This window comes from Caulobacter sp. SRI_014, assembly GCF_057586315.1.
Genome location: NZ_JBYCZQ010000006.1, coordinates 104,548 through 124,285 on the forward strand (window position 1 = coordinate 104,548; position 19,738 = coordinate 124,285).

At 69.4% G+C, this 19,738-nt stretch carries 18 protein-coding genes; 10 read left to right on the forward strand and 8 right to left on the reverse strand.

Annotated features, from left to right (window positions below; translation table 11 throughout):
• Positions 1–5 precede the first annotated feature (5 nt).
• A complete protein-coding gene (locus AC2YG9_RS14610) occupies positions 6–383 on the reverse strand; it encodes a nuclear transport factor 2 family protein (protein WP_487298708.1) in 378 nt (125 codons plus the stop codon).
• A gap of 98 nt (positions 384–481) precedes the next feature.
• Between AC2YG9_RS14610 and AC2YG9_RS14615 the strand changes: the two genes are divergently transcribed.
• Positions 482–2,119: a phosphatidylglycerol lysyltransferase domain-containing protein gene (locus AC2YG9_RS14615; RefSeq protein ID WP_487298709.1), complete on the forward strand. Its 1,638-nt coding sequence runs from the start codon at positions 482–484 to the stop codon at positions 2,117–2,119.
• On the opposite strand, the gene AC2YG9_RS14620 is transcribed toward AC2YG9_RS14615, so the two are convergent.
• Positions 2,116–2,313 carry a hypothetical protein gene (locus tag AC2YG9_RS14620; RefSeq protein WP_487298710.1) on the reverse strand — a complete coding sequence of 66 codons (198 nt, stop codon included), beginning with the start codon at positions 2,311–2,313 and terminating at the stop codon, positions 2,116–2,118. The genes AC2YG9_RS14615 and AC2YG9_RS14620 overlap by 4 nt on opposite strands.
• Positions 2,314–2,579: 266 nt before the next feature.
• On the opposite strand from AC2YG9_RS14620, the gene AC2YG9_RS14625 reads away from it, so the two are divergent.
• Positions 2,580–5,516, forward strand: a complete 2,937-nt coding sequence (locus AC2YG9_RS14625; RefSeq protein ID WP_487298711.1) for an SEL1-like repeat protein — start codon at positions 2,580–2,582, stop codon at positions 5,514–5,516.
• A 101-nt stretch (positions 5,517–5,617) separates the two neighbouring features.
• Here AC2YG9_RS14625 and pdeM read toward each other — a convergent pair whose 3' ends face one another.
• Together pdeM and AC2YG9_RS14635 are read right to left on the reverse strand one after the other, a co-directional pair.
• A complete protein-coding gene (pdeM, locus tag AC2YG9_RS14630) occupies positions 5,618–6,283 on the reverse strand; it encodes a ligase-associated DNA damage response endonuclease PdeM (RefSeq protein ID WP_487298836.1) in 666 nt (221 codons plus the stop codon).
• A gap of 56 nt (positions 6,284–6,339) precedes the next feature.
• Positions 6,340–8,811 carry a ligase-associated DNA damage response DEXH box helicase gene (locus AC2YG9_RS14635; protein ID WP_487298712.1) on the reverse strand — a complete coding sequence of 824 codons (2,472 nt, stop codon included), beginning with the start codon at positions 8,809–8,811 and terminating at the stop codon, positions 6,340–6,342.
• A 71-nt stretch (positions 8,812–8,882) separates the two neighbouring features.
• Between AC2YG9_RS14635 and AC2YG9_RS14640 the strand changes: the two genes are divergently transcribed.
• The 7 genes from AC2YG9_RS14640 (at position 8,883) to AC2YG9_RS14670 (ending at position 14,421) form a co-directional block, all read left to right on the forward strand.
• Positions 8,883–9,215, forward strand: a complete 333-nt coding sequence (locus AC2YG9_RS14640; RefSeq protein ID WP_487298713.1) for a DUF4180 domain-containing protein — start codon at positions 8,883–8,885, stop codon at positions 9,213–9,215.
• A 55-nt stretch (positions 9,216–9,270) separates the two neighbouring features.
• Positions 9,271–12,093 (forward strand): ATP-dependent DNA helicase, encoded by a 2,823-nt coding sequence (locus tag AC2YG9_RS14645; RefSeq protein ID WP_487298714.1) that lies wholly within the window; start codon positions 9,271–9,273, stop codon positions 12,091–12,093.
• Entirely contained in the window at positions 12,090–12,755 is a 666-nt protein-coding gene (locus AC2YG9_RS14650) for an O-methyltransferase (protein ID WP_487298715.1), read from the forward strand. Before AC2YG9_RS14645 ends, AC2YG9_RS14650 begins: the two co-directional genes overlap by 4 nt.
• Positions 12,756–12,861: 106 nt before the next feature.
• Entirely contained in the window at positions 12,862–13,140 is a 279-nt protein-coding gene (locus tag AC2YG9_RS14655; RefSeq protein WP_487298716.1) for a helix-turn-helix domain-containing protein, read from the forward strand.
• A gap of 38 nt (positions 13,141–13,178) precedes the next feature.
• On the forward strand, positions 13,179–13,508 hold the full coding sequence (locus tag AC2YG9_RS14660) for an ArsR/SmtB family transcription factor (RefSeq protein ID WP_487298717.1): 330 nt from the start codon (positions 13,179–13,181) through the stop codon (positions 13,506–13,508).
• The gene (locus AC2YG9_RS14665; protein ID WP_487298718.1) at positions 13,505–13,930 is read left to right on the forward strand and encodes an SRPBCC family protein; all 426 of its coding nucleotides are present in this window, start codon (positions 13,505–13,507) and stop codon (positions 13,928–13,930) included. The genes AC2YG9_RS14660 and AC2YG9_RS14665 overlap by 4 nt, the downstream gene beginning before the upstream one ends.
• An 11-nt stretch (positions 13,931–13,941) precedes the next feature.
• Positions 13,942–14,421: an SRPBCC family protein gene (locus tag AC2YG9_RS14670; RefSeq protein WP_487298719.1), complete on the forward strand. Its 480-nt coding sequence runs from the start codon at positions 13,942–13,944 to the stop codon at positions 14,419–14,421.
• A 39-nt stretch (positions 14,422–14,460) separates the two neighbouring features.
• On the opposite strand, the gene AC2YG9_RS14675 is transcribed toward AC2YG9_RS14670, so the two are convergent.
• Positions 14,461–15,678 (reverse strand): RtcB family protein, encoded by a 1,218-nt coding sequence (locus AC2YG9_RS14675; RefSeq protein ID WP_487298720.1) that lies wholly within the window; start codon positions 15,676–15,678, stop codon positions 14,461–14,463.
• Positions 15,679–16,043: 365 nt separating this feature from the next.
• Between AC2YG9_RS14675 and AC2YG9_RS14680 the strand changes: the two genes are divergently transcribed.
• Positions 16,044–16,604: an SRPBCC family protein gene (locus tag AC2YG9_RS14680; RefSeq protein WP_487298721.1), complete on the forward strand. Its 561-nt coding sequence runs from the start codon at positions 16,044–16,046 to the stop codon at positions 16,602–16,604.
• 147 nt (positions 16,605–16,751) lie between these two features.
• Here the strand turns inward: AC2YG9_RS14680 and AC2YG9_RS14685 are convergent, their stop codons facing one another.
• The 3 genes from AC2YG9_RS14685 to AC2YG9_RS14695 are packed head-to-tail and all read right to left on the reverse strand — an operon-like array spanning position 16,752 to position 19,631.
• Positions 16,752–17,693, reverse strand: coding sequence for a prephenate/arogenate dehydrogenase family protein (locus AC2YG9_RS14685; protein ID WP_487298722.1), 942 nt, complete (start codon positions 17,691–17,693; stop codon positions 16,752–16,754).
• Positions 17,690–18,799 (reverse strand): histidinol-phosphate transaminase, encoded by a 1,110-nt coding sequence (hisC, locus tag AC2YG9_RS14690; RefSeq protein WP_487298723.1) that lies wholly within the window; start codon positions 18,797–18,799, stop codon positions 17,690–17,692. The genes AC2YG9_RS14685 and hisC overlap by 4 nt, the downstream gene beginning before the upstream one ends.
• A gap of 28 nt (positions 18,800–18,827) precedes the next feature.
• Positions 18,828–19,631 carry a chorismate mutase gene (locus AC2YG9_RS14695; protein WP_487298724.1) on the reverse strand — a complete coding sequence of 268 codons (804 nt, stop codon included), beginning with the start codon at positions 19,629–19,631 and terminating at the stop codon, positions 18,828–18,830.
• Between the last annotated feature and the right edge of the window lie 107 nt (positions 19,632–19,738).

The window sequence follows — 19,738 nt, forward strand, 5'->3', positions numbered from 1 at the left end:
GAAGGCTAGCCGTGGCCGAGGAACCCGCCCCGCGAGGCGTCGTGGGGCACGTTCCAGCCGAAGTAGACCTCTACGGAGGCGATCCTGCCGTCCCGGATGCGGTGCAGTTCGGTGTTGCGGAACACCTTGCCGCCGGTGTTCTGGCCCTCGTAGGTGACGAAGACCGTGTCGCCGGCCACGGCCAGGTGCTTGATGTCGAAGCCGACGATCATCGAGCCGTTCGGCCAGCAGTGGCGAAAGTAGGTGTCGCGATCCAGCCGGTTGTCGAGCGGGCTGGTGAACTGGAAGTCCTCGGTCAGCAGCGCTTCCAGCCATTCGCGATCGCTGTCGGCCCAGGCCTGGAAGCAGTCGCGGACGAGGGATTCGGGGTCGATCTTTGCCATTTTCACGTGCTTTGGGCCCGCGCCGCCAACGGCCGGCGCGCGCTGACAGTTCCGCGTCTGGCGGCGCGCCGCAACTGTCGCTAAGCCTGCAGGGGTTCATGCGTACCTCCGAGATCCGCACCGCCGCGCTCGCGCTCGCCCCGACCCTGTCGGCGGCGGCGGCCCTGTTCGGCGGGTGGCTGCTGCTGGCCTCGGGCGCGACGCCGACCGATCCGGAGCGCCTCAGCTTCCTGCTGCGGCTGAGCGAGCCGGCGGTCATCGACGCCAGCCACTTCGCCTCCTCGATGCTCGGCCTGCTCCTGATCCTGCTGGCCTTCGGCCTGCGCGCCCGGCTGGGCGCGGCCTGGGCGGCGACGGTGGCCTGTCTGGCGGTGGCCGCGGCCCTGGCGCCCCTCAAGGGCGTGAATCTGGAGGAGACAGGCATTCTGGTGCTGCTGCTTGTATTGGTCGCGCCGTTCCGCGCCGCCTTCACCCGCACCGCCCGGTTGACCCGTATGGAAATCACCCCCGGCTGGCTGCTGTCGGCCGCCGCCGCCATCGCGGGAGCTGGATTGCTCGGCTGGTGGTCGTTCAGCAACGCCGACTACGGCGACCGCCAGGTCTGGCGGATGATGTTCGACGGTGACGTCACCCGCGCCATCCGCAGCTCGATCGGGGCCGGCGTCCTGCTGCTGGCCGTCGGGGTCTGGCGCCTGTTCGCCACGCCGGCGACGCCTGCCGTGGCCGGCGAGGACGACCCGGACTTCGCCCGCGTCCGCGCCATCCTGGCCAAGGCCGAAAGCGCCGAGCCGGAGTCCAACCTGGCCCTGCTGGGCGACAAGCGGTTCCTGTTCTCCGCCAGCGGCGAGACCTTCCTGATGTTCGGCGTCCGCGGACGCAGCTGGGTGTCCATGGGGCCTCCCGTCGGGCGCCGCGACGAGCATCTGGAGCTGTTCTGGCGCTTCCGGGAGATGGCCGACGCCCATGCCGCCCGACCCTGCGCCTACGGTCTGGAGCCGGAAGATCTGGCCGATGTCGTCGAGCTCGGCTTCTTCATCCAGAAGACCGGTGAGAGCGCCCGCGTGCCGCTGGCCGACTTTTCCCTCGCCGGGCGCCGCCGCGAGGTGCTGCGCCGCAACTGGCGCAAGGCCGGCGAAGCGGGCGCGACCTTCGAGGTCCTGCCCCCTGGAACCGCGCCGATGGACCAGCTGCAGCGCATATCCGACGCCTGGCTGGCCGATCACGCCGGCGGCGAGAAGTCCTTCAGCCTGGGCGGCTTCATCCCCCGCTACGTCGAGGAGTTTCCGGTCGCCCTGGTTCGCGTCGAGGGCCGGATCGTCGCCTTCGCCACCCTGTGGCCGACGGCAAACAAGTCCAGCCTGTCGATGGATCTGATGCGTTATGGGGCCGAGGCGCCCAAGAACATCATGGACTTCCTGTTCGTCGAACTGATGACCTGGGGACGCGACCAGGGCTATCTGGCCTTCGACTTCGGGGTCGCGCCCCTGGCCGGGCTGGAGGACAGGCCCCTGGCTCCGATCCTCAGCCGGGTCGGGCGTCTGCTCTTCGAGCGGGGCGAGGACTTCTACAATTTCCGCGGCGTGCGCCGCTACAAGGACAAGTACGATCCGCTATGGCGGCCCCGCTACATGGCCTGCCCGCACAAATGGCAGGTCCCGTTCCTGCTCGCCGACATCGGCCTGCTGTCGTCCGGCGGCATGGCCGGCGTGATGGGGCGGCCGAAGAAAGACAGCTAGCCGTTCAACATCATGACCAGCAGGGCGGCCACGTGGGCGGCCGTAACCACCGTACCCGTGGCGAAGACGATCATCAGCGGCCGCCAGGGGATCATCCGGGGCCCCTTGACCAGGTTCGGCGGCCGCGCGCCGCGCCAGCCGGCGAAGGCGGTCAGGGAGGCCATTGCCGCCAGCAGGATGAGGGTCGCGTTCATCGGCATGACGCCCAGATGGAACCGTGAGGGCCCGGACACAAGGGGGCCGCGATGTTTCAGCGCGGCCAGGGGTTCGGCGGCCACAGAACCCTGTCCGGAAAGGTCTTGTTAACCATATCCGGCGCGAAGGTAGGGCCTGAAACGGTTGGTGCGGCCATCCGTCCACAGGATATCGCGGCCAACGCAAGATATAGCGTTAACCTCGCGTTTACACACAAGGGATCGCTGGCTAGCGTCCGAACCTAAGTGCCGGGAGAACGATTCGAATGACGGCGGGGGCGCCCTGGAGCGTTAAGGGTATCGACCCCAAGGCGAGGGAGATCGCGAAGGATCTCGCGCGCCGCTCCGGCATGACCCTGGGCGAATGGCTCAACCACATGATCGTCGAGGGCGAGGCGCCCGAGAGCGAGCCTGAGGCCGCTGATCCGTCCGTGATCCCGCATCCGCGCCCGGACGCGCCGGCCCGTCTTGAGGCCGTGCACCACCCCGCCGACGAGGTCGGCAAGGTAACCGAAGCCATCGAACGGCTGACCAGCCGCATCGAGGCGGCCGAGCAGCGCTCGACCTTGGCCATCACCGGCATCGACCAGTCGGTGCGCGGCGCGCTGAGCCGCCTGGAAGGCGCCGAGCGCGAGCAGATTTCGGTCGCCGCCCGCTTCGAGGGCGCGGTCGATGAAATCCGGACAGAGCAGGCGAGGGCGATCGAACGCCTGCGCCGTATCGAGGCCGAGAGCACCGGTCCCCGCTCGGCCGAGGCCCTGCGCGCTCTGGAGGGCTCGCTCGGCAAGGTCGCCAGCGCCGTCTACGACACCGAGGCCCGCAGCCGCGAGGCCATCACCGCCCTGGAAGCCAAGGTTGCGGCCCTGGAAGCCGGCGGCGGCGCGCCCGACACGGCCGCCCTGGCCGACGAGGTCGCCGCTCGGGTCCTGGGCCGCCTGGAAGCTGCGGAGACCCGGACCAACGAGGCCATCCGCGACCTCGGCTACAGCTTCGTCAAACTCGACGGCCGCCTGCGCAAGGTGGAGGGGGCCGACAACACCGCCGCCCTGCAGACCCTGTCGCACGGCCTCAACAGCCGCCTGGAGCAGGTGCGCCAGGAGATGGCCGAACAGCTGCGCCGCGCCTCGGACGGCGGGTTTGGCCGGGTCGAGCAGAAACTTGGCGAAATGACCGCCCACGTCCATGCCGCCGAGCAGCGCTCGGCCATGGCCATCGAGCGGATGGGCCGGGAGATGGTCAGTATGGCCGATGTTCTCAGCCGACGCGTGCAGTCGGTCGAGGGGCGCAGCGCCCAGGCCGTCGAGAACGTCGGCAGCGAAGTGTCGCGGATCGCAGGATTGGTCGAGCAGCGGTTGTCTCACAACGATGGCAGTCAGGCCCAGGCGCTGGAGCGCCTCGGCGTCGAAATCGCCCGCATCACCGAGCGGCTGAGCGAGCGCATCGCCAACAGCGAGCGCCGCAGCGCCCAGGCCATCGACGACGTCGGCGAACAGGTCGCCCGGGTCACCGAGCGGATCAGCCAGCGCCAGGAGCGGGTCTCCACCGATCTGGCCGAACGCATCCGCCAGAGCGAGGAACGCACCGCCCGCCTGCTCGACGAGGCGCGTGAAAAGATCGACGCCTCGATGACCAGCGCCACGCGCCGGATCACCGACTCGGTCACCGCTGCTGTCCCCGTGGCGGCCCCGGCCCCGACGATCCGCCGCGCCGAGCCGGCCGGCATGGACCCCTTCGCGCCCGATCCCTTCCCGACCCGGGGGCAGGCGATCCCGGACGACACCTTCGCGCCGCGCAGCTTTGAGCCGCCGTCGTTCGGCGCCGCCTCGCTGGGGCCGGCCGAGCCGGGCTTTGACGATGACGACTTCCCGGCCCGCGACACCGGTCCGGCCGCCTTCTCCGACGCCGACTTCGACGCCGCCGACGAGTTCGTCGCGCTGGATGACGACAATGACGGCCTCGACTTCGAAACCGCCCCGGCGCCGGTGTTCGAGGCCGATCCCGGTCGCCCTCTGAGCACCCGCGAAGTCATCGAACAGGCCCGCGCCGCGGCCCGCAACGCCGGTGGCGTTGCCGCCGCCCCGGCCGCCGCCAAGCCTGCCCGCAAGGGCCTGTTCGGCGGCCGGCCGAAGTCGGCCAAGAAGCCGGCCAGCTCGACCCTGACCACAACCCTGGCCATCACCGGCGTGTTGGCCCTCGTCTCGGTTTCCGCCGTTGGTCTGATCTCGCTCAATGCGGGCAACGGCGGGACCATGGCTGACCGCATCGCCCGCGGCCTGCAGATCAAGGACGCCGACGATCAGGAGATCATGACCGCCGAGGCGGACACGACTCCGGCCCTCACCGCCGGCCCGCGCGTCGCCATGGCCTTGGCGCCGGACGTGGCGACCGCCGAGGACGCCGTCCCGGCCGCGCCGACCGCCGCGCCCCTGACTCCGGCCGCCGCCCCGGTCAACACCGCCGCCGGTCTGTTCGGCGATGCGGTGCGCCGGATCGAAAGCAAGCAAACGGGCGGCCTCGACGCCCTGCGCAAATCGGCCAACCAGGGCTACGCCCCGGCCCAGTTCTATCTCGCCAAACTCTATGAGAACGGCGAGGGCGGCGTGGCCAAGGATATGAGCCAGGCCCGCGCCTGGACTGAGCGCGCCGCCCAGGGCGGTGAGCGCAAGGCCATGCACAACCTCGGCCTCTACTATTTCGAAGGCACCGGTGGCTCGACCAACCAGACCACCGCCGCCCAGTGGTTCCGCAAGGCGGCTGACCTCGGCCTGACCGACAGCCAGTACAACCTCGGCAAGCTGTACGAGATCGGTTCGGGGGTCACCCAGAACAGCGCCGAAGCCTACAAATGGTACCTGATCGCCGGCCGAGCCGGCGACGCCGAGGCCAAGGCCAGCGCCCAGCGCCTGCGCGACAGTCTCTCGCCCCAGGCCCGCACCGGCGCCGAACGGGCCGCCAGCGGCTACCGCGCCGCCGCCCCGAACCCGTCGGCCAAGCTGGCGATGGCTCCCGCGCCGGCCGTCGGCACGGCGGCCCAGGCCCAGCGGGCCCTGTCGCGGCTCGGCTACTATCAGGGCCCCCAGGACGGCAAGGCTTCGCCCGCGCTGGAAGGCGCCCTTAAGGCCTACCAGAAGGACAAGGGCCTGCCGGTCACCGGCCGGATGGACGGCCAGACCTCGCCGACCCTGGCGATCTACGCTCAATAAAACGAACTCCGATCGTCCCGACGAAAGTCAGGACCCATCCGCCTGAGCCGGCGCGTTGCCCGTGGGCCCCGACGTTCGCCAGGGCATCGGTTGGTGAAGGTTCAATCCCCGCCCAACATGTCCCACCGCAACGGGTGAGCCTTGTCCTTGCCCAACGCCACGGCCAGCGGCGGTGAGCCGAACATTCCAGCGTAGGCCTTGTCGCGGATGTTGAGGCCGCCGGCGTAGGCGCCGAAGGCCGGCAGGATGACCCGTTCCCCGTCGGTGGCGAAGCAGCGGCGGCGTACGGCGCGGCCACGGCCGACCAGCCGGGCGCAGGGATGCAGGTGGCCGGCGATCTCGCCGGGCTGACGGCCGGGCTGCGGCTCATGGCGAAGAATGAGGGTTCCGACGGTGAGTTCATCGGCCAACTCGCCGGGCAGGGCGGCGGGACCGTCCTCGTCGTGGTTGCCGACGGCCCAGATCAGGGTGCGGCCAGAGGCCAGAGCGGCGATGCGTTCGGCGATAAGAGGGGCGAGGCGCGCCTCGGCCTGGCCGTCGTGAAAGCTGTCGCCGAGGAAGACGAGGGTGGCGGGCGTCGTGGCGACGACCTCGGCCTCCAGCCGGACCAGGGTCTCGACGGTGTCGTAGGGTGGTAGAAGCTGGCCGCGCACGGCGTAGGCGCTGCCCTTTTCGAAGTGGAGGTCGGCGACGATGAGCATCCGCTCGGGCGGTAGCCACAGGGCGCCGCTGGGGCGCATGACCACCGGGTGGCCATGGATGGCCATGGCGACGCCGCCGCAGTCGCTCTGGGCAAAGGCGCGGTCGCGCAGGGCCTGGGCGTTCACGACAGGGCCTCCGCGATCAGCTCGTCGGCGGCGTCGGCCAGGATCATGTCGGCGGTGTCGCCACTGACCCGCTCCTTGCCGATCTCCAGCATGATCGGCACGGCGAAGGGCGAGACGTGGTCGAGCCGCGAATGCAGGATCTGGCCCTTGATGCGGGCCAGCATCTGGCCGACCCGGGCGACGTCGATCATGCCGCTGGCCGCGTCGATGCGGGCGCAGCGCAGCAGCAGGTGGTCGGGTTGGTGGCGGCGCAACACGTCGTAGATCAGGTCGGTCGAGAAGGTCACCTGGCGTCCGGTCTTTTCGGCGCCGGGCATGCGCCGTTCGATGAGGCCGGAAATCAGGGCGCAGCCCTTGAACGCCCGCTTCATCATGAAGCTCTCGTCCAGCCAGGCCTCGAGGTCGTCTCCGAGCATGTCCTGATCGAAGAGTGAGTCGAAATCGAGGTCATCCATCGGTTTGAGCGACCAGACGGCCAGGGCGTAGTCATTGACGACAAAGCCGAGCGGGCCCACCCGCATGCGGTCCAGCCGCTTGGTCAGCAGCATCGCCAGGGTGGTGTGGGCCAGGCGCCCCTCGAAGGGGTAGATGACCAGAAAGTGGCGTTTGCCGCGAGCGAAGGTCTCCAGCAGCATCTGCTCCGGCGTCGGGATCATCGACTTGTCCTGCTGGACGGTCAGCCATTCGCAGACGTCGGTCGGCAGGTCCTTCCAGCTGTCCGGATCGCTCATCATGCGGCGCACCTTGGCGGCCAGGAAGGTGGAGATGGCGAACTTGGAGCCGCCCCAGCTGGGAAGCTTGGGGTCGTCGTTGGGGGCCGGGGTGACCAGCGCGTCGGTGGCTGTGACGCCCTGCAGCCGCCAGACGCCGCCGGCGAAGATGAAGGTGTCGCCGGGCTCCAGCATCTCAAGGTAGCCTTCCTCGACCTCGCCGATCTTGCGCCCGACCGTGCCGTGCCGGCCGGCCAGGCGGATGGCGAGGACAGCGGGGGAGACGATGGCCCCGACGTTCATCCGATGGCGCTGGGCGGTCTGGGCGTCGCGGACGCGCCAGAGGCCATCCTGGTCGTTCACGATTCGGCGGAAGCGGTCGTAGGTGCGCAGGGCGTAGCCGCCGGTCGAGACGAACTCGACCACCTGTTCGAAGTCTTCCCAGGTCAGGTCGCGGTAGGGGCCGGCGGTTCGGACCTCGTCGTAGAGGGCCAACAGGTCGAAGGGCTCGGAGACGGCGCAGCCCATGACGTGCTGGGCCAGGACATCGAGGGCGCCGATGCGCGGCGGCTCGGCGTCAAAGGCGTTTTCGGCGATGGCCTCGCGGGCGGCCTGGCATTCGAGGACCTCGAAGCGGTTGGCCGGGACGAAGATGGCCTTCGACGGCTCGTCGAGGCGGTGGTTGGCGCGGCCGATGCGCTGGACCATCCGCGAAGCGCCCTTCGGGGCGGCCAGCTGGATGACCAGGTCGACGTCGCCCCAGTCAATGCCGAGGTCGAGGGTGGAGGTGCAGACGACGGCCCGCAGGTCGCCGCGCGCCATGGCCGCCTCGACCTTGCGACGCTGTTCGGCGGCGAGGGAGCCGTGGTGCAGGGCGATGGCCAGGCCGTCGTCGTTGAGCTTCCACAGCTCCTGGAAGGCGAACTCGGCCTGGAAGCGGGTGTTGACGAAGATCAGTGAGGTGCGGTGCCGCTTGATGACCTCGTAGACGTCGGCCATGGCGTGCTGGGCCGTGTGGCCGGCCCAGGGGACGCGACCTTCGGAGATGAGGACGTCGACCTGGGGCAGAGGGCCGGGCGGGCCGCGCACGAGGCGGACGGCGTTGGCGGGGTCGGCGTCTTCGCTGCCGGCGGGGCTGAGCCACCGCCGGATCATGTCCGGGTCATCGACCGTGGCTGACAGGCCGATGCGGCGCATGGTCGGGACGAACTGCTGCAGGCGGGCGATGTCGAGGGCCAGCAGGTCGCCGCGCTTCTGGGGCCAGAGGCTGTGAATCTCATCGATGATGACGCAGCGCAGGTCCTCGAAGTACCGCCGCGCGCCTTCCCAGGCGCAGAACAGGGCCAACTGTTCCGGCGTAGTCAGCAGGATGTCCGGAGGCTTGATCCGCTGGCGCTGCTTTCGGGCCTCGCCAGTGTCGCCGGTGCGGGACTCGGCGGTGATGTTCAGTCCCATCTGGGCGATGGGGGTCATCAGGTTGCGCTCGACATCGACCGCCAGGGCCTTGAGCGGCGAGATGTAGAGGGTGTGGACGCCGCGCGGGGTGTTGGGTGGCGGCCGCTGCGAAAGCTCGATCAGGCTGGGCAGGAAGCCGGCCAGGGTCTTGCCGCCGCCGGTGGGGGCGATGAGCAGGGCGTGGGCCTCATCCTCTCCCGCCTTGACCATGTCCAGCTGATGCTGGCGCGGCGCCCAGCCCCGTCCGGCGAACCAGGCTTCGAAGCGGTCGGGAAGGAGCGCGGGAAGCGCGGCGGCGGTCATCCCGGCCGATATAGCATGTTCCCGTTCTGTTTCGAGGGCCTGTGCTAACCTGCCGCGACAGGAGGATTGCGATGGACGTGCAGACGATCGGTAAGGCGACCGTGCTGATGGTTCCGGCCGAGGGACCGCCGCTGGGCAGCGAGCGGGACGCCACCGACCTGATCGGCGACGCCCTGTCGATGGGGGCCGAGGCGGTGGCCATCCCGGTCGAACGGCTGCATCCGGAGTTCCTGAACCTGGCCAGCCGGATGGCAGGGCTGATGATCCAGAAGTTCACCAACTATCGGCTGGACGTGGTGTTCGTCGGCGACATTTCGCAGCCTCTGGCGAAGAGTGAGGCGCTGCGGGCCTACGTCATCGAGTCCAATCGCGGCAAGGGCGTGCGGTTCGTCGATCAACTCTGATCCCTCCGCGGTTGTTCCCCTTTCGTTTCGGGGCGGATCGGACTAGGGAAATGGGGTGAACGCCGTCACCTCCAGCCTCAATCTCGCGCCGGCCCTGATCGTGCTGCCGGGGCCGCGCTGCGCCGTCGCCGACGGGCTGGAAGCGCGGGAGTTGCGGCCGCCGGCGGCCCGTGACCTGGCCGAGGCCGGGCCGGTGCTGGTGGTCCATGCCGGGATGACGGCCAAGCGGCTGGGGCTGAACACGCCGCCCCGGGCGCGCGGGGTGTTCGACGCCCTGGAACTGTTCGCCTTCGTCAAGCCGGCGACCTTCGCGGCGCCCTCGGCGGTGGGGCTGTCACAGGCGCTCGGGCTGCCGGAGCCGAAGGGTGCGGTCGAACAGGCGAGGACCTTGCGCGAGGCCTGCGAGGCTCTGCTGAGTGATCTGGAGACCAAGCCCTGGCCGTCGCGGGAAGAGGCGCTGAACCTCGCCGAGACCATGGACCGGGCCGGCTGGAGTTGGGGCCCGGCGGTGATCAACGCCCTGCGCAGCCGAACGGTCGGCGAGGCCGGGCGGCGGGGATCGGGGCTGGATGTCTGGGCGCGGGTCTCCGAGTGGGAGGACCAGGCGCCGCCGGGCGAGCCGGGCTCGCGGCCGGTGACGCCGCAGGCGGCCGAGGAACGGCTGACGACCCTGTTGCGGCGCTCGGGCCTGGACGAGGCGCGGCCGATGCAGGCGGTCTATGCGGCAGAGACGGCCTATGCCTTTTCGCCCCGCGAACGGGAGGGCGAGCCGCGCATGGTGCTGGCCGAGGCGGGCACCGGGGTCGGCAAGACGCTGGGCTATCTGGCGCCGGCCTCGCTGTGGGCCGAGGAGAACGGGCCGGCCGTCTGGATCAGCACCTATACCCGCGCCCTGCAGCGCCAGATCGAGCGGGAGAGCGCCTCGATCTTTCCCGACCCGGCGGTGCGGGCCCGCAAGGCGGTGGTGCGAAAGGGGCGCGAGAACTACCTCTGCCTGCTGAACTTCCAGGAGCAGGTGCAGACCTCGCAGCTGGGCAACGGCGACATCATCGGCATGGGGTTGGCGGCGCGCTGGGTGCGGGCGACGCGGGACGGGGACATGACGGGCGGGGATTTTCCGGGCTGGCTGCCGGCCCTGTTCGCAATTCCGCCGTCGGCGCAGGCGAGCGCGGCGAACCTTGTCGATCGGCGGGGCGAGTGCGTGCACGCCGCCTGCGGCCACTACCGCGCCTGTTTCGTCGAGAAGGCTATCCGGGGCAGCCGCAGGGCCGATCTGGTGATCGCCAACCATGCCCTGGTGCTGACCCAGGCTGCCTTCGACGGGGCGCGGCGGGCGCGGGGATCGAAGGCCGACGTGGAGACAGTGCAGCTCAAGCGGATCGTCTTCGACGAAGGCCACCATCTGTTCGACGCCGCCGACAGCGCGTTCTCGGCGGCGCTGAGCGGGGCGGAGGCGGCCGAGCTGCGGCGCTGGATCCGTGGGCCGGAGTCGCGCGGGCGGCGGGGTCGGGGGCTGGAGCATCGGCTGCTCGAGGTCATCGGCGACCGCGAGGAGCCGCGCCGGGCGCTGCATGATGTGACCCGGGCGGCCGCCGTGCTGCCGGGCGAGGGCTGGTCGGGGCGGATCGCGCCGCCGAACGGCGAGATCAATCCCATCGGGCCGGTGGAGAACTTCCTGGCCGCGGTGCTGGAGCAGCTGCGGGCGAGGAACAGCGACCGCAACGCCGGCGCCGCGGATATTGGCATGGAATGCCAGGCCCGGCCGGCCATCGACCGGGTGCGGGAGACGGCGGCCGATGCGGCCTCGGCCCTGGCCAGCGTCGAGGCGCCGTTGCTGGCCCTGGCGCGGCATCTGGAGGATTTGCTCGACGACGAGGCCGACGAGCTGGGCCCCAGCGAGCGGGCTCGGTTCGAGGGGGCCTTGCGCGGGCTGGACCGGCGGGCGCGGATGACCCTGCCGGCCTGGCGCTCGATGCTGAAGGCCATCGAGGAGGACGCCGAGGACGATCCCGACTTCGTCGACTGGTTCGACGCGACCTTCCTGTACGGCCGGGTCGTGGACGCCTCCAGCCGCCGCCACTGGGTCGACCCGACCCAGCCGCTGACGGCGGCCGTGCTGGCCCCGGCCCACGGGGTGCTGGTGACCAGCGCCACTCTGACGGATCCCTCGTCCGAGGACCCTTTTGCCCTGGCCGAGATGCGCACGGGCGGGGCGCGGCTGCCGGAGCGGCCCAAGACGATCAGGCTGGCCTCGCCCTTCGACTACGCCAACCAGGCGCGGGCCTTCGTGGTCACCGATGTCGCCAAGGACGATGCCCGGCAGGTGGCGGCGGCGATGCGCGAGCTGTTCCTGGCGGCCGGCGGTGGCGGGGTGGGGCTGTTTACGGCCATCCGACGCTTGCGGGCGGTGCATGAGAAGATCGCCGCGCCCCTGGCCGACAAGGGCCTGGCGCTCTACGCCCAGCATGTCGATCCCATCGAGGTCGGCGGGCTGGTCGACATCTTCCGGGCCGAGGAGGACAGCTGCCTGCTGGGCACCGATGCGGTGCGAGACGGGGTGGATGTGCCCGGGCGGTCGCTGCGGCTGTTGGTCTTCGACCGGGCGCCGTGGCCCCGGCCCGACATCCTGCACAAGGCCCGCCGGGCCCGTTTCGGCGGCAAGAGCTACGACGACGCGGTGGCCCGCAACCGCATCGCCCAGGCGTTCGGGCGGCTGATCCGGCGGGCCGACGACAAGGGCGTGTTCGTCATGCTCGACCCCGCCTCGCCGACCCGGCTGTTCGCCGGGCTGCCGGAAGGGGTGGAGATCCAGCGGGTCGGGCTGGTCGAGGCCATCGAGGCGACGGCGGAATTCTTGAAGAAGGACAGCGCGACGTGACGCAGCCCCTGTGGACCGCCGTCGACGGCTATTTCAACGACAGCCTGGGGGCCAACGACGCCGCCCTGGATCATGCCCTGGCGGCCAGTCGTAGCGCGGGGCTGCCGCCCATCGCCGTGGCGCCGAACCAGGGCAAGCTGCTGAACCTGCTGGCGCGGTCGATCGGGGCCAAACGCATCCTCGAGGTCGGGACGCTGGGCGGGTACAGCACCATCTGGCTGGCGCGGGCGCTGCCCGAAGGTGGGCGGCTGGTCAGTCTGGAGATCGATCCGCATCATGCGGAGGTGGCGCGGAAGAACCTGGCCTTCGCCGGGCTCGACGGGGTCGCCGAGGTGCGGACCGGGGCGGGGATCGAGCTTTTGCCCAGGCTGGCGGCCGAGGGTGGGCCGCCGCTCGACTTCACCTTCATCGACGCCGACAAGCCGTCGAACGCCGACTACTTCGCCTGGGCCCTGAAGATGACCCGGCCGGGCGGGATCATTATCGTCGACAATGTCGTGCGCGGCGGGGCGGTGATCGACGAGAATGGCGACGCCTCGGTGCAGGGGGTGCGGCGGCTGGCCGAACTGATCCACCGCGAGCCGCGGGTGGACGCCACGGCGCTGCAGACGGTGGGCGACAAGGGCTATGACGGGCTGCTGATTGCGCTGGTGAAATCCTGAATGTCCGTGTGAGGACGAAGCGCCAAGTCTTTGACTTAAAACGGTCGTCTTGCGGCGATGTTGGCCGTCTAACCCTCTCCGTGTCGGGACGAAACGGAGAGACGACATGAGCCTGCCGCTGATCCATCCGGACCTGCCGATAGACGCCGCCGCGCGGCCGGAGGGCAGTATCTGCGCGCGGGCGCTGGTCCAGCGTGTGCGCTGGGGCACGGGTCTCAACCAGGAAGCCTTCGCCCGCACCTTCCGGCTGGACGCCGTCTCCCTGTCCGAGATCGAGGCCGGCCGGGCGCTGCCCGACGCGGCGCTGCTGGCCTATCTGCAGGTCATCGAATGGCGGCCCGAAGCTGTGCTCGACGCCCTGGACCAAGTGGGTCGGCCGATCTGATTGACATGCAACCAAATGGTTGCCTATAGTCTGTCCCGATGGAAACGGACGCGGTCTTTCGCGCGCTGGCCGACGCAAGCCGGCGCGATCTGCTGGACCGGCTGTTCGCGCGTAACGGACAGACGCTGATGGAACTGTGCGACGGTCTGGCGATGAGCCGCCAGGCGGTCAGCAAGCACCTCGGCATCCTGGAAGAGGCGAGCCTCGTCACCGCCGTGAGGCGGGGGCGGGAGAAGCTGCACTACCTGAACCCCGTGCCCATCGCCGAAATCGCCGATCGCTGGATCGGCAAGTTCGAACGTGCGCGGGTCGAAGACCTGGTGGCGTTCAAGACGCAACTCGAGAGCCCAGAAGGGGACACCGAATGAGCGACCCGGCCTTTGTCTATGTGATCTACATCCGCACCACGCCGCAGAAGCTGTGGGACGCGCTGCTGGACCCGGAGGTCCGCCCGAAAATCTGGTTCGGCCGACGCTTCGAGAGCGACTGGCAGGCCGGTTCGAAGCATGTGCTCTATGCGCCGGACGGCAGCATCGACTTCCAGGGCGTGGTGCTGGAGAGCGATCCGCCGCGCAAGCTCAGCTACACCTTCGAGACCGCCTCGCCGACGACGACGGTGACCTATCTGCTGGAGCCGGTCGAGGACAGCGTGCGTTTGACCGTCACCCACGACGGCTTTCCGGACAACAGCGAGCAGCGCAAGGGTGTCAGCAACGGCTGGCCGGCGATCATGTCTGCGCTCAAGAGCCTGCTGGAGAACGGCGAGCCGACGCCGCAAGTCATGCCTTAGGAGAGTTCACGATGTCCAAGGATCCGGTAGCGAAAGCGGAGACCATGATCCGGGCGCCGGTGGCCAAGGTGTTCGAAGCCTTCGTCGATCCAGCGGTGACGACGAAGTTCTGGTTCAGCAAGGCGAGCGGGCCTTTGAAGGCCGGGGAGGCGGTGCGCTGGGACTGGGAGATGTACGGCGCCGGGGACGACATCCATGTCCGCTCTATCGAAGCGGACAGTTCCATTGTCTACGAATGGGGCGGGCAAGGGAATTTGTCGCGGGTCGAGATGACGTTTTCGGTCCTCGATGAGGGCCGGACCTTCGTCGAGGTCATCAACAGCGGGTTCCATGGCGACGCGGAGTCGGTGATCGCCCAGGCCCTCGACAGCAACGGCGGCTTCACCACCGTGCTGTGCGCCGCCAAGGTCTGGCTGGAGCACGGCATCAATGCCCGGCTGATCGAGGACAAGTACCCCCAGGCGCTCAAGCCGGAGTGGAAAGGGCGCTGAAACGAGAAATGCCGCCGGGGTCTCCCCCGACGGCATCCCTCAGCCTTTGACGCAAACCACCTGCCGAAGCGTGTGGACGATATCGACCAGGTCGGCCTGGGCCGCCATGACCGCGTCGATGTCCTTGTAGGCCATCGGCGTTTCATCGATCACCTCGGCGTCCTTACGGCACTCGACGCCGGCGGTGGCCGCCACGTGGTCTTCGACAGTGAACCGCCGCTTGGCTTCGGTCCGGCTCATCGCCCGACCGGCCCCGTGCGAGCAGGTGCAGAAGCTGTCCGGGTTACCCTTCCCGCGCACGATGAAGGACTTGGCCCCCATCGAACCCGGGATGATCCCCAGTTCACCCTCCTTCGCCGACACCGCGCCCTTGCGGGTGATGAAGACGTCCTTGCCGAAGTGCCGCTCCTTGGTGACGTAGTTGTGGTGGCAATTCACCGCCTCCTGCGTCACCTCGAGCGTCGGGAACAGGCCCCGCAGCACGCCCAGCACCTGGTCCATCATCGTTTCCCGGTTGGCCCGGGCGTACTTCTGGGCCCAGCTGACGGCCCGGATGTAGTCGATGAAGCCCTCTGACCCTTCCGGGAAGTAGGCCAGGTCCTGGTCCGGCAGGTTGATGAACCACCGCCGCATGTCGTGCTTGGCCCGCTCGATGAAGTAGGACCCGAACCGGTTCCCCACCCCCCGCGAGCCGGAGTGCAGCATCACCCACACGTCACCGGCCTCATCGAGGCAGAGCTCGATGAAGTGGTTCCCCGTCCCCAGCGTCCCCAGGTGGCCGAAACCACGCGGGTGCGCCGCCTTCGGGTGCTTGTCGACGACGGCGTTGTAGCCGGCCTCGAGCTCCGCCCACCGGGTCTTGGCCGCTTCCGGCGGTTCGGTCTGCCAGGCCCCGACGTCGTTGCGTCCCCCGTTGTCGGTCCGGCCGTGCGGGACGGCCGCCTCGATCAGCGAACGGATCTCGAACAGGTTGTCCGGCAGGTGCTCGGCCCGGATGTTGAGCCGGGCGGCCATCATCCCGCAACCGATGTCGACTCCCACGGCCGCCGGAATGATTGCCCCGACGGTCGGGATCACCGATCCCACAGTCGCGCCCCGACCCCAGTGCACGTCCGGCATCACCGCCAGGTGGTGGTGAATGAACGGCAGGCTGGCGACGTTGCGCAGCTGCTTCATGGCGGCGTCCTCGATCGGCACGCCCCGGGTCCAGGCCTTGATGTGGACCCCGTCACTTTCAAACGCTTCGAAGCCGCTCATCGGGCTTCTCCTTTGCTTTTTTCCATCCCTCTCGGCGACATGGACTGGAAAGAAGACCCCCAAAACGAAGGAACCCCTCCAGGCTAAGGCCGGGAGGGGTTCCTACGTACAATCTCAAGGTTCGATGGCCTTAAGCGTTGGTCCCTTCCCATGCGCGCGCGTCATCGCGCTCGGTCCGATTACCGAGCGAGACGGGCTTGCAGATCATGGGTTGGGCTTTGTGCGCCACAGGTCGTCTCTCCTTGAGGGCGCGGCGGGTAACACGGGATTCTGACTTTCGCCAAGGGTGAAAATCGGGATTTGCTCAATCCATCGGGAGTGTGTGTCCGTAGCTACACCGTCAGGTCGGGGCCGGGAGACAACGCATGCGACGCTTCGCGCTGGGGATTTCACTGACCCTGCTGGCCGGCATGGCGGCCGCCGCGCCGGTGCCGCCTTCAGCAGAGAAAACGCTGGCGGCGGGCAGGCCCTGGGTGGTGGTCAGGCCGGCCGGCGAGGCTGCCGTCCTTCATGGGGCCATCGACATCGACGCCTCGCCACGACAAGTCTGGGCCGTGCTGGTCGACTGCGCCCAGGCCAAGAAGGTCATCGCCAACATGACCGTCTGCCGGGTGGTCGAGAAGGGACCGGGCTGGGACGTCCGTGAGCAGATCAGCCAGGGCAACATGTTCGTGCCGACCATCCGCAGCCTGGTGAGGGCCGACTACACCCCCTACACGCGGATCACCTTCCGCAAGGCCGGCGGCGACCTGAAGGCGATGAACGGCGAGTGGCGGCTGGAGGCGCGCGGGAACGGAACGCGGGTGATCTATGAGAACCGGGTGGCGGCCGACATCAAGCTGCCGGCCGAGGTGGTGCGGGCCGGGATGAAGACCGACTGCGGCAAGGTGCTGGTGAATTTGCGCAGGGCCGTCACCGGCAGATGACCACCCAACGCCCGTCATCCCGGACGGCCGAAGGCCGATCCGGGACCCAGCGGGTGACCAGGCGCGAAATTCGCATCCGCGAATGCTGGTGAGGTGGCCCCTGGGTCCCGGCTCTTCGCTTCGCTACGGCCGGGATGACGGAGAGAGTCAGTGCTTGCCGCGGTCCCGGCCGAAGTTCGGTTCGGGGCTTTCCTGGCCCAGCGCGATGACGCCGCGGCGGATTTCGCGGGTGCGAGTGAAGAGCTCGTGCAGCTTCTCGGCCTCGCCCCAGCGGATGGCGCGGGACAGGGCCTGCAGGTCTTCGGTGAAGCGGCCCAACACGTCGAGCACGGCCTCGCGGTTGGCCACGAAAATGTCGCGCCACATGGTCGGGTCGGAAGCGGCGATACGGGTGAAGTCGCGGAAGCCGCCGGCCGAGTATTTCATCACCTCGGCCTGGGTGACCTCCTCCAGGTCGGCGGCGGTGCCGACGATGTTGTAGGCGATCAGGTGGGGCAGGTGGCTGGTGACGGCCAGGACCAGGTCGTGGTGGCGCTCGTCCATCTGCTCGACCTGGGCGCCGAGCGCCCGCCAGAAGCTGGCCAGCCTTGCGACGGCCAGGGCGTAGGCGTCGTCGTGGCGGGCGGCGATGGGGGTCAGGATGGTCCAGCGGTCCTGGAACAGCTCGGCGAAGCCGGCGTCGGGACCGGACTGTTCGGTGCCGGCGATCGGGTGGCCGGGGATGATGTGGACGCCGGCCGGGGCGGCGGCCTGCATGGCTTCGGAGACGCTGCCCTTGACCGAGCCGACGTCGGAGATGGTCGAACCGGCCTTCAGGTGCGGGGCGATGGTGGCCATGACATCGGCGATGGCCAGAACCGGGGTCGCGAAGATGACCAGGTCGGCGTTCTCGACCGCCTTGCCGAGGTCGGCCTCGACGGCGTCGGCGATGCCCAGGGCCGTGACGCGGTCGAGGACCGTCTGGCTGATGTCGGCGACGGTGATGTGGCCGGCGGCCTTGAACTCGCGGGCGGCGCGGACGACCGACGAGCCGATCAGGCCACAGCCGATGACGGTCAGGCGCTCGAAGACGGGCAGGGGCGTAGTCATTTGCCCATGAACTCCGCCAGGCCCTCGACGACGGCGCGGTTGTGCTCTTCCAGGCCGATGGTGATCCGCAGGTGATTGACCAGGCCGTAGTTGCCGACGCCGCGGGTCAACAGGCCCTTGGTGGCGAGGAAGGCCTCGGCCTCGACCGCCGTCTTGCCGGCCGTCTCGGGGAAGCCGACCAGGACGAAGTTCGCGGCGCTGGGCACCACGTCGAGGGCCAGGCCATTGATCTGCTGGGTCAGCCAGGGGCGCCACTGCTCGACCAGGGCGACCGAGCGGGCGGCGAAGGCCTCGTCCTTGAGGGCGGCGACGGCGGCCAGCTGGGCCGGGATGTTGACGTTGAAGGGCAGGCGGATGCGGTCGACGGCGCTGGCCATGTCTTCGGGCATATAGCCCCAGCCGACGCGCAGCGCGGCGAGGCCGTGGATCTTGGAGAAGGTGCGGGTGACCACGACGTTGGCCGCGTCGCGGGCCAGGCTGAGGCCATCCTCGAAGCGCGGGTCGGTGTTGAACTCGGCATAGGCTCCATCGAGCACCAGCACCACCGACGGAGGCAGGCCTTCGTGCAGGCGGCGGACCTCGTCCGCGTCGATCCAGGTGCCGGTCGGGTTGGCCGGGTTGGCCAGGAAGATCAGGCGGGTGCGTTCATCGACCGCTTCGAGCATGGCGTCGACGTCGATGGTGTAGTTCTTCTCCGGGACGTACTTCACCTCGCCGCCGCAGGCCCGCGTGCCGATGGCGTAGGCGGCGAAGCCGTGCGCGCCCTGGATCATATTGTCGCCGGGCTCGAGGAAGGTCTGGTTGAGCAGCTGGAAGATCTCGTCCGAGCCACAGCCGAACAGCAGGCGCTCGGGCTCCAGACCGTACTTCTCGGCGACGGCGTGGCGCAGGATGTCGGCGCGGCCCTGAGGGTAGAGGTTCAGCTTGCCGGCGGCCTCGGCGTAGGCGGCGCGGGCGTCGTCGGAGCAGCCGAGGATGTTCTCGTTGGCCGACAGCTTGATCGGGTCGGCGATGCCCTCGGCCGCGGCCTTGCCGGGCTTGTAGGGGGCGATATCGAGGATGCCGGGCTTGGGAACGGGACGGGGCGCGGCGAAGCGGTCGGTCATAGCAGGTCCTTGTAAGAGGCCCGCGTCTTTACACGTCGAACGGCTCGGGTGCAGCCCCGATGACGCCGGAAAGTCGCCCGGGAGCGCGGGCGAGGCGCTCGTCGTCCTTCTGGTAGAAGCCCGCCAGGGTGAAGAGCTTGAGACCGCCGGACTCCAGCATCGGGGCGGCGGCCACGCCGTCCCGGCCCAGGGCCTCGACGATGGCGGCGCTGCTGTTGGCGGAATCGGTGACCCACAGGGTCTGGTCGGCCCCGGTCGGCTCGACCGGGACGGCGGCGACGGCCAGGGCGCGGGTCGGGCCCCACTGGGCCAGGCAGGGCAGGGTGGCGAAGACGCGAAGCTCGGGCTCGGCCAGCAGGCGGCCCCACCAGCTGGAGTCGCGGGTCAGGGCCAGAACGCCGACTCCGCCGAGCGTGCGGGCGCCGGCCAGGGCGTCCTCGGGCTTTGTAACCATGGTCACGGGTGGGGCGACGCCGAACCGTTGGCGGGCCGCCTCCAGGGTCTGGGCTTCGGCCCGGCCGCCCCAGACGGTGACGTGGAACGGGCCCTGGCGCGACAAACTGTCGGCGATCAGTTCGCGCCAGACGCGGACGACCAGGCCGGGGCCGGCGATGGGATTTTCGCGCTGGATCTTCTTGCGGATGACCTGGGCTTCGCGGGAGGGGCGCAGGCCGAACTTGAACTCACCGCCGGCGGCCTTCTTGGCTTCGGCGACAGCGGCGGCCAGGGACGAGCGCTCGTCGATCAGCCGCAGGAGCTCGGCATCGACCTCGTCGATGCGCGCGCGGACCGCTTCGAGAGATGGCGGCGCTGGTGGAGTGTCCCGACCCATTTGTTCCTCAAACTACGCTGTCGGGCCTAAAGCCATGCGGCCAATGACGCAATAGGTGGCAAGCGGCGCAAGAATCTTGCGTTGCGCGGAAGCGCGATGCGATGGGA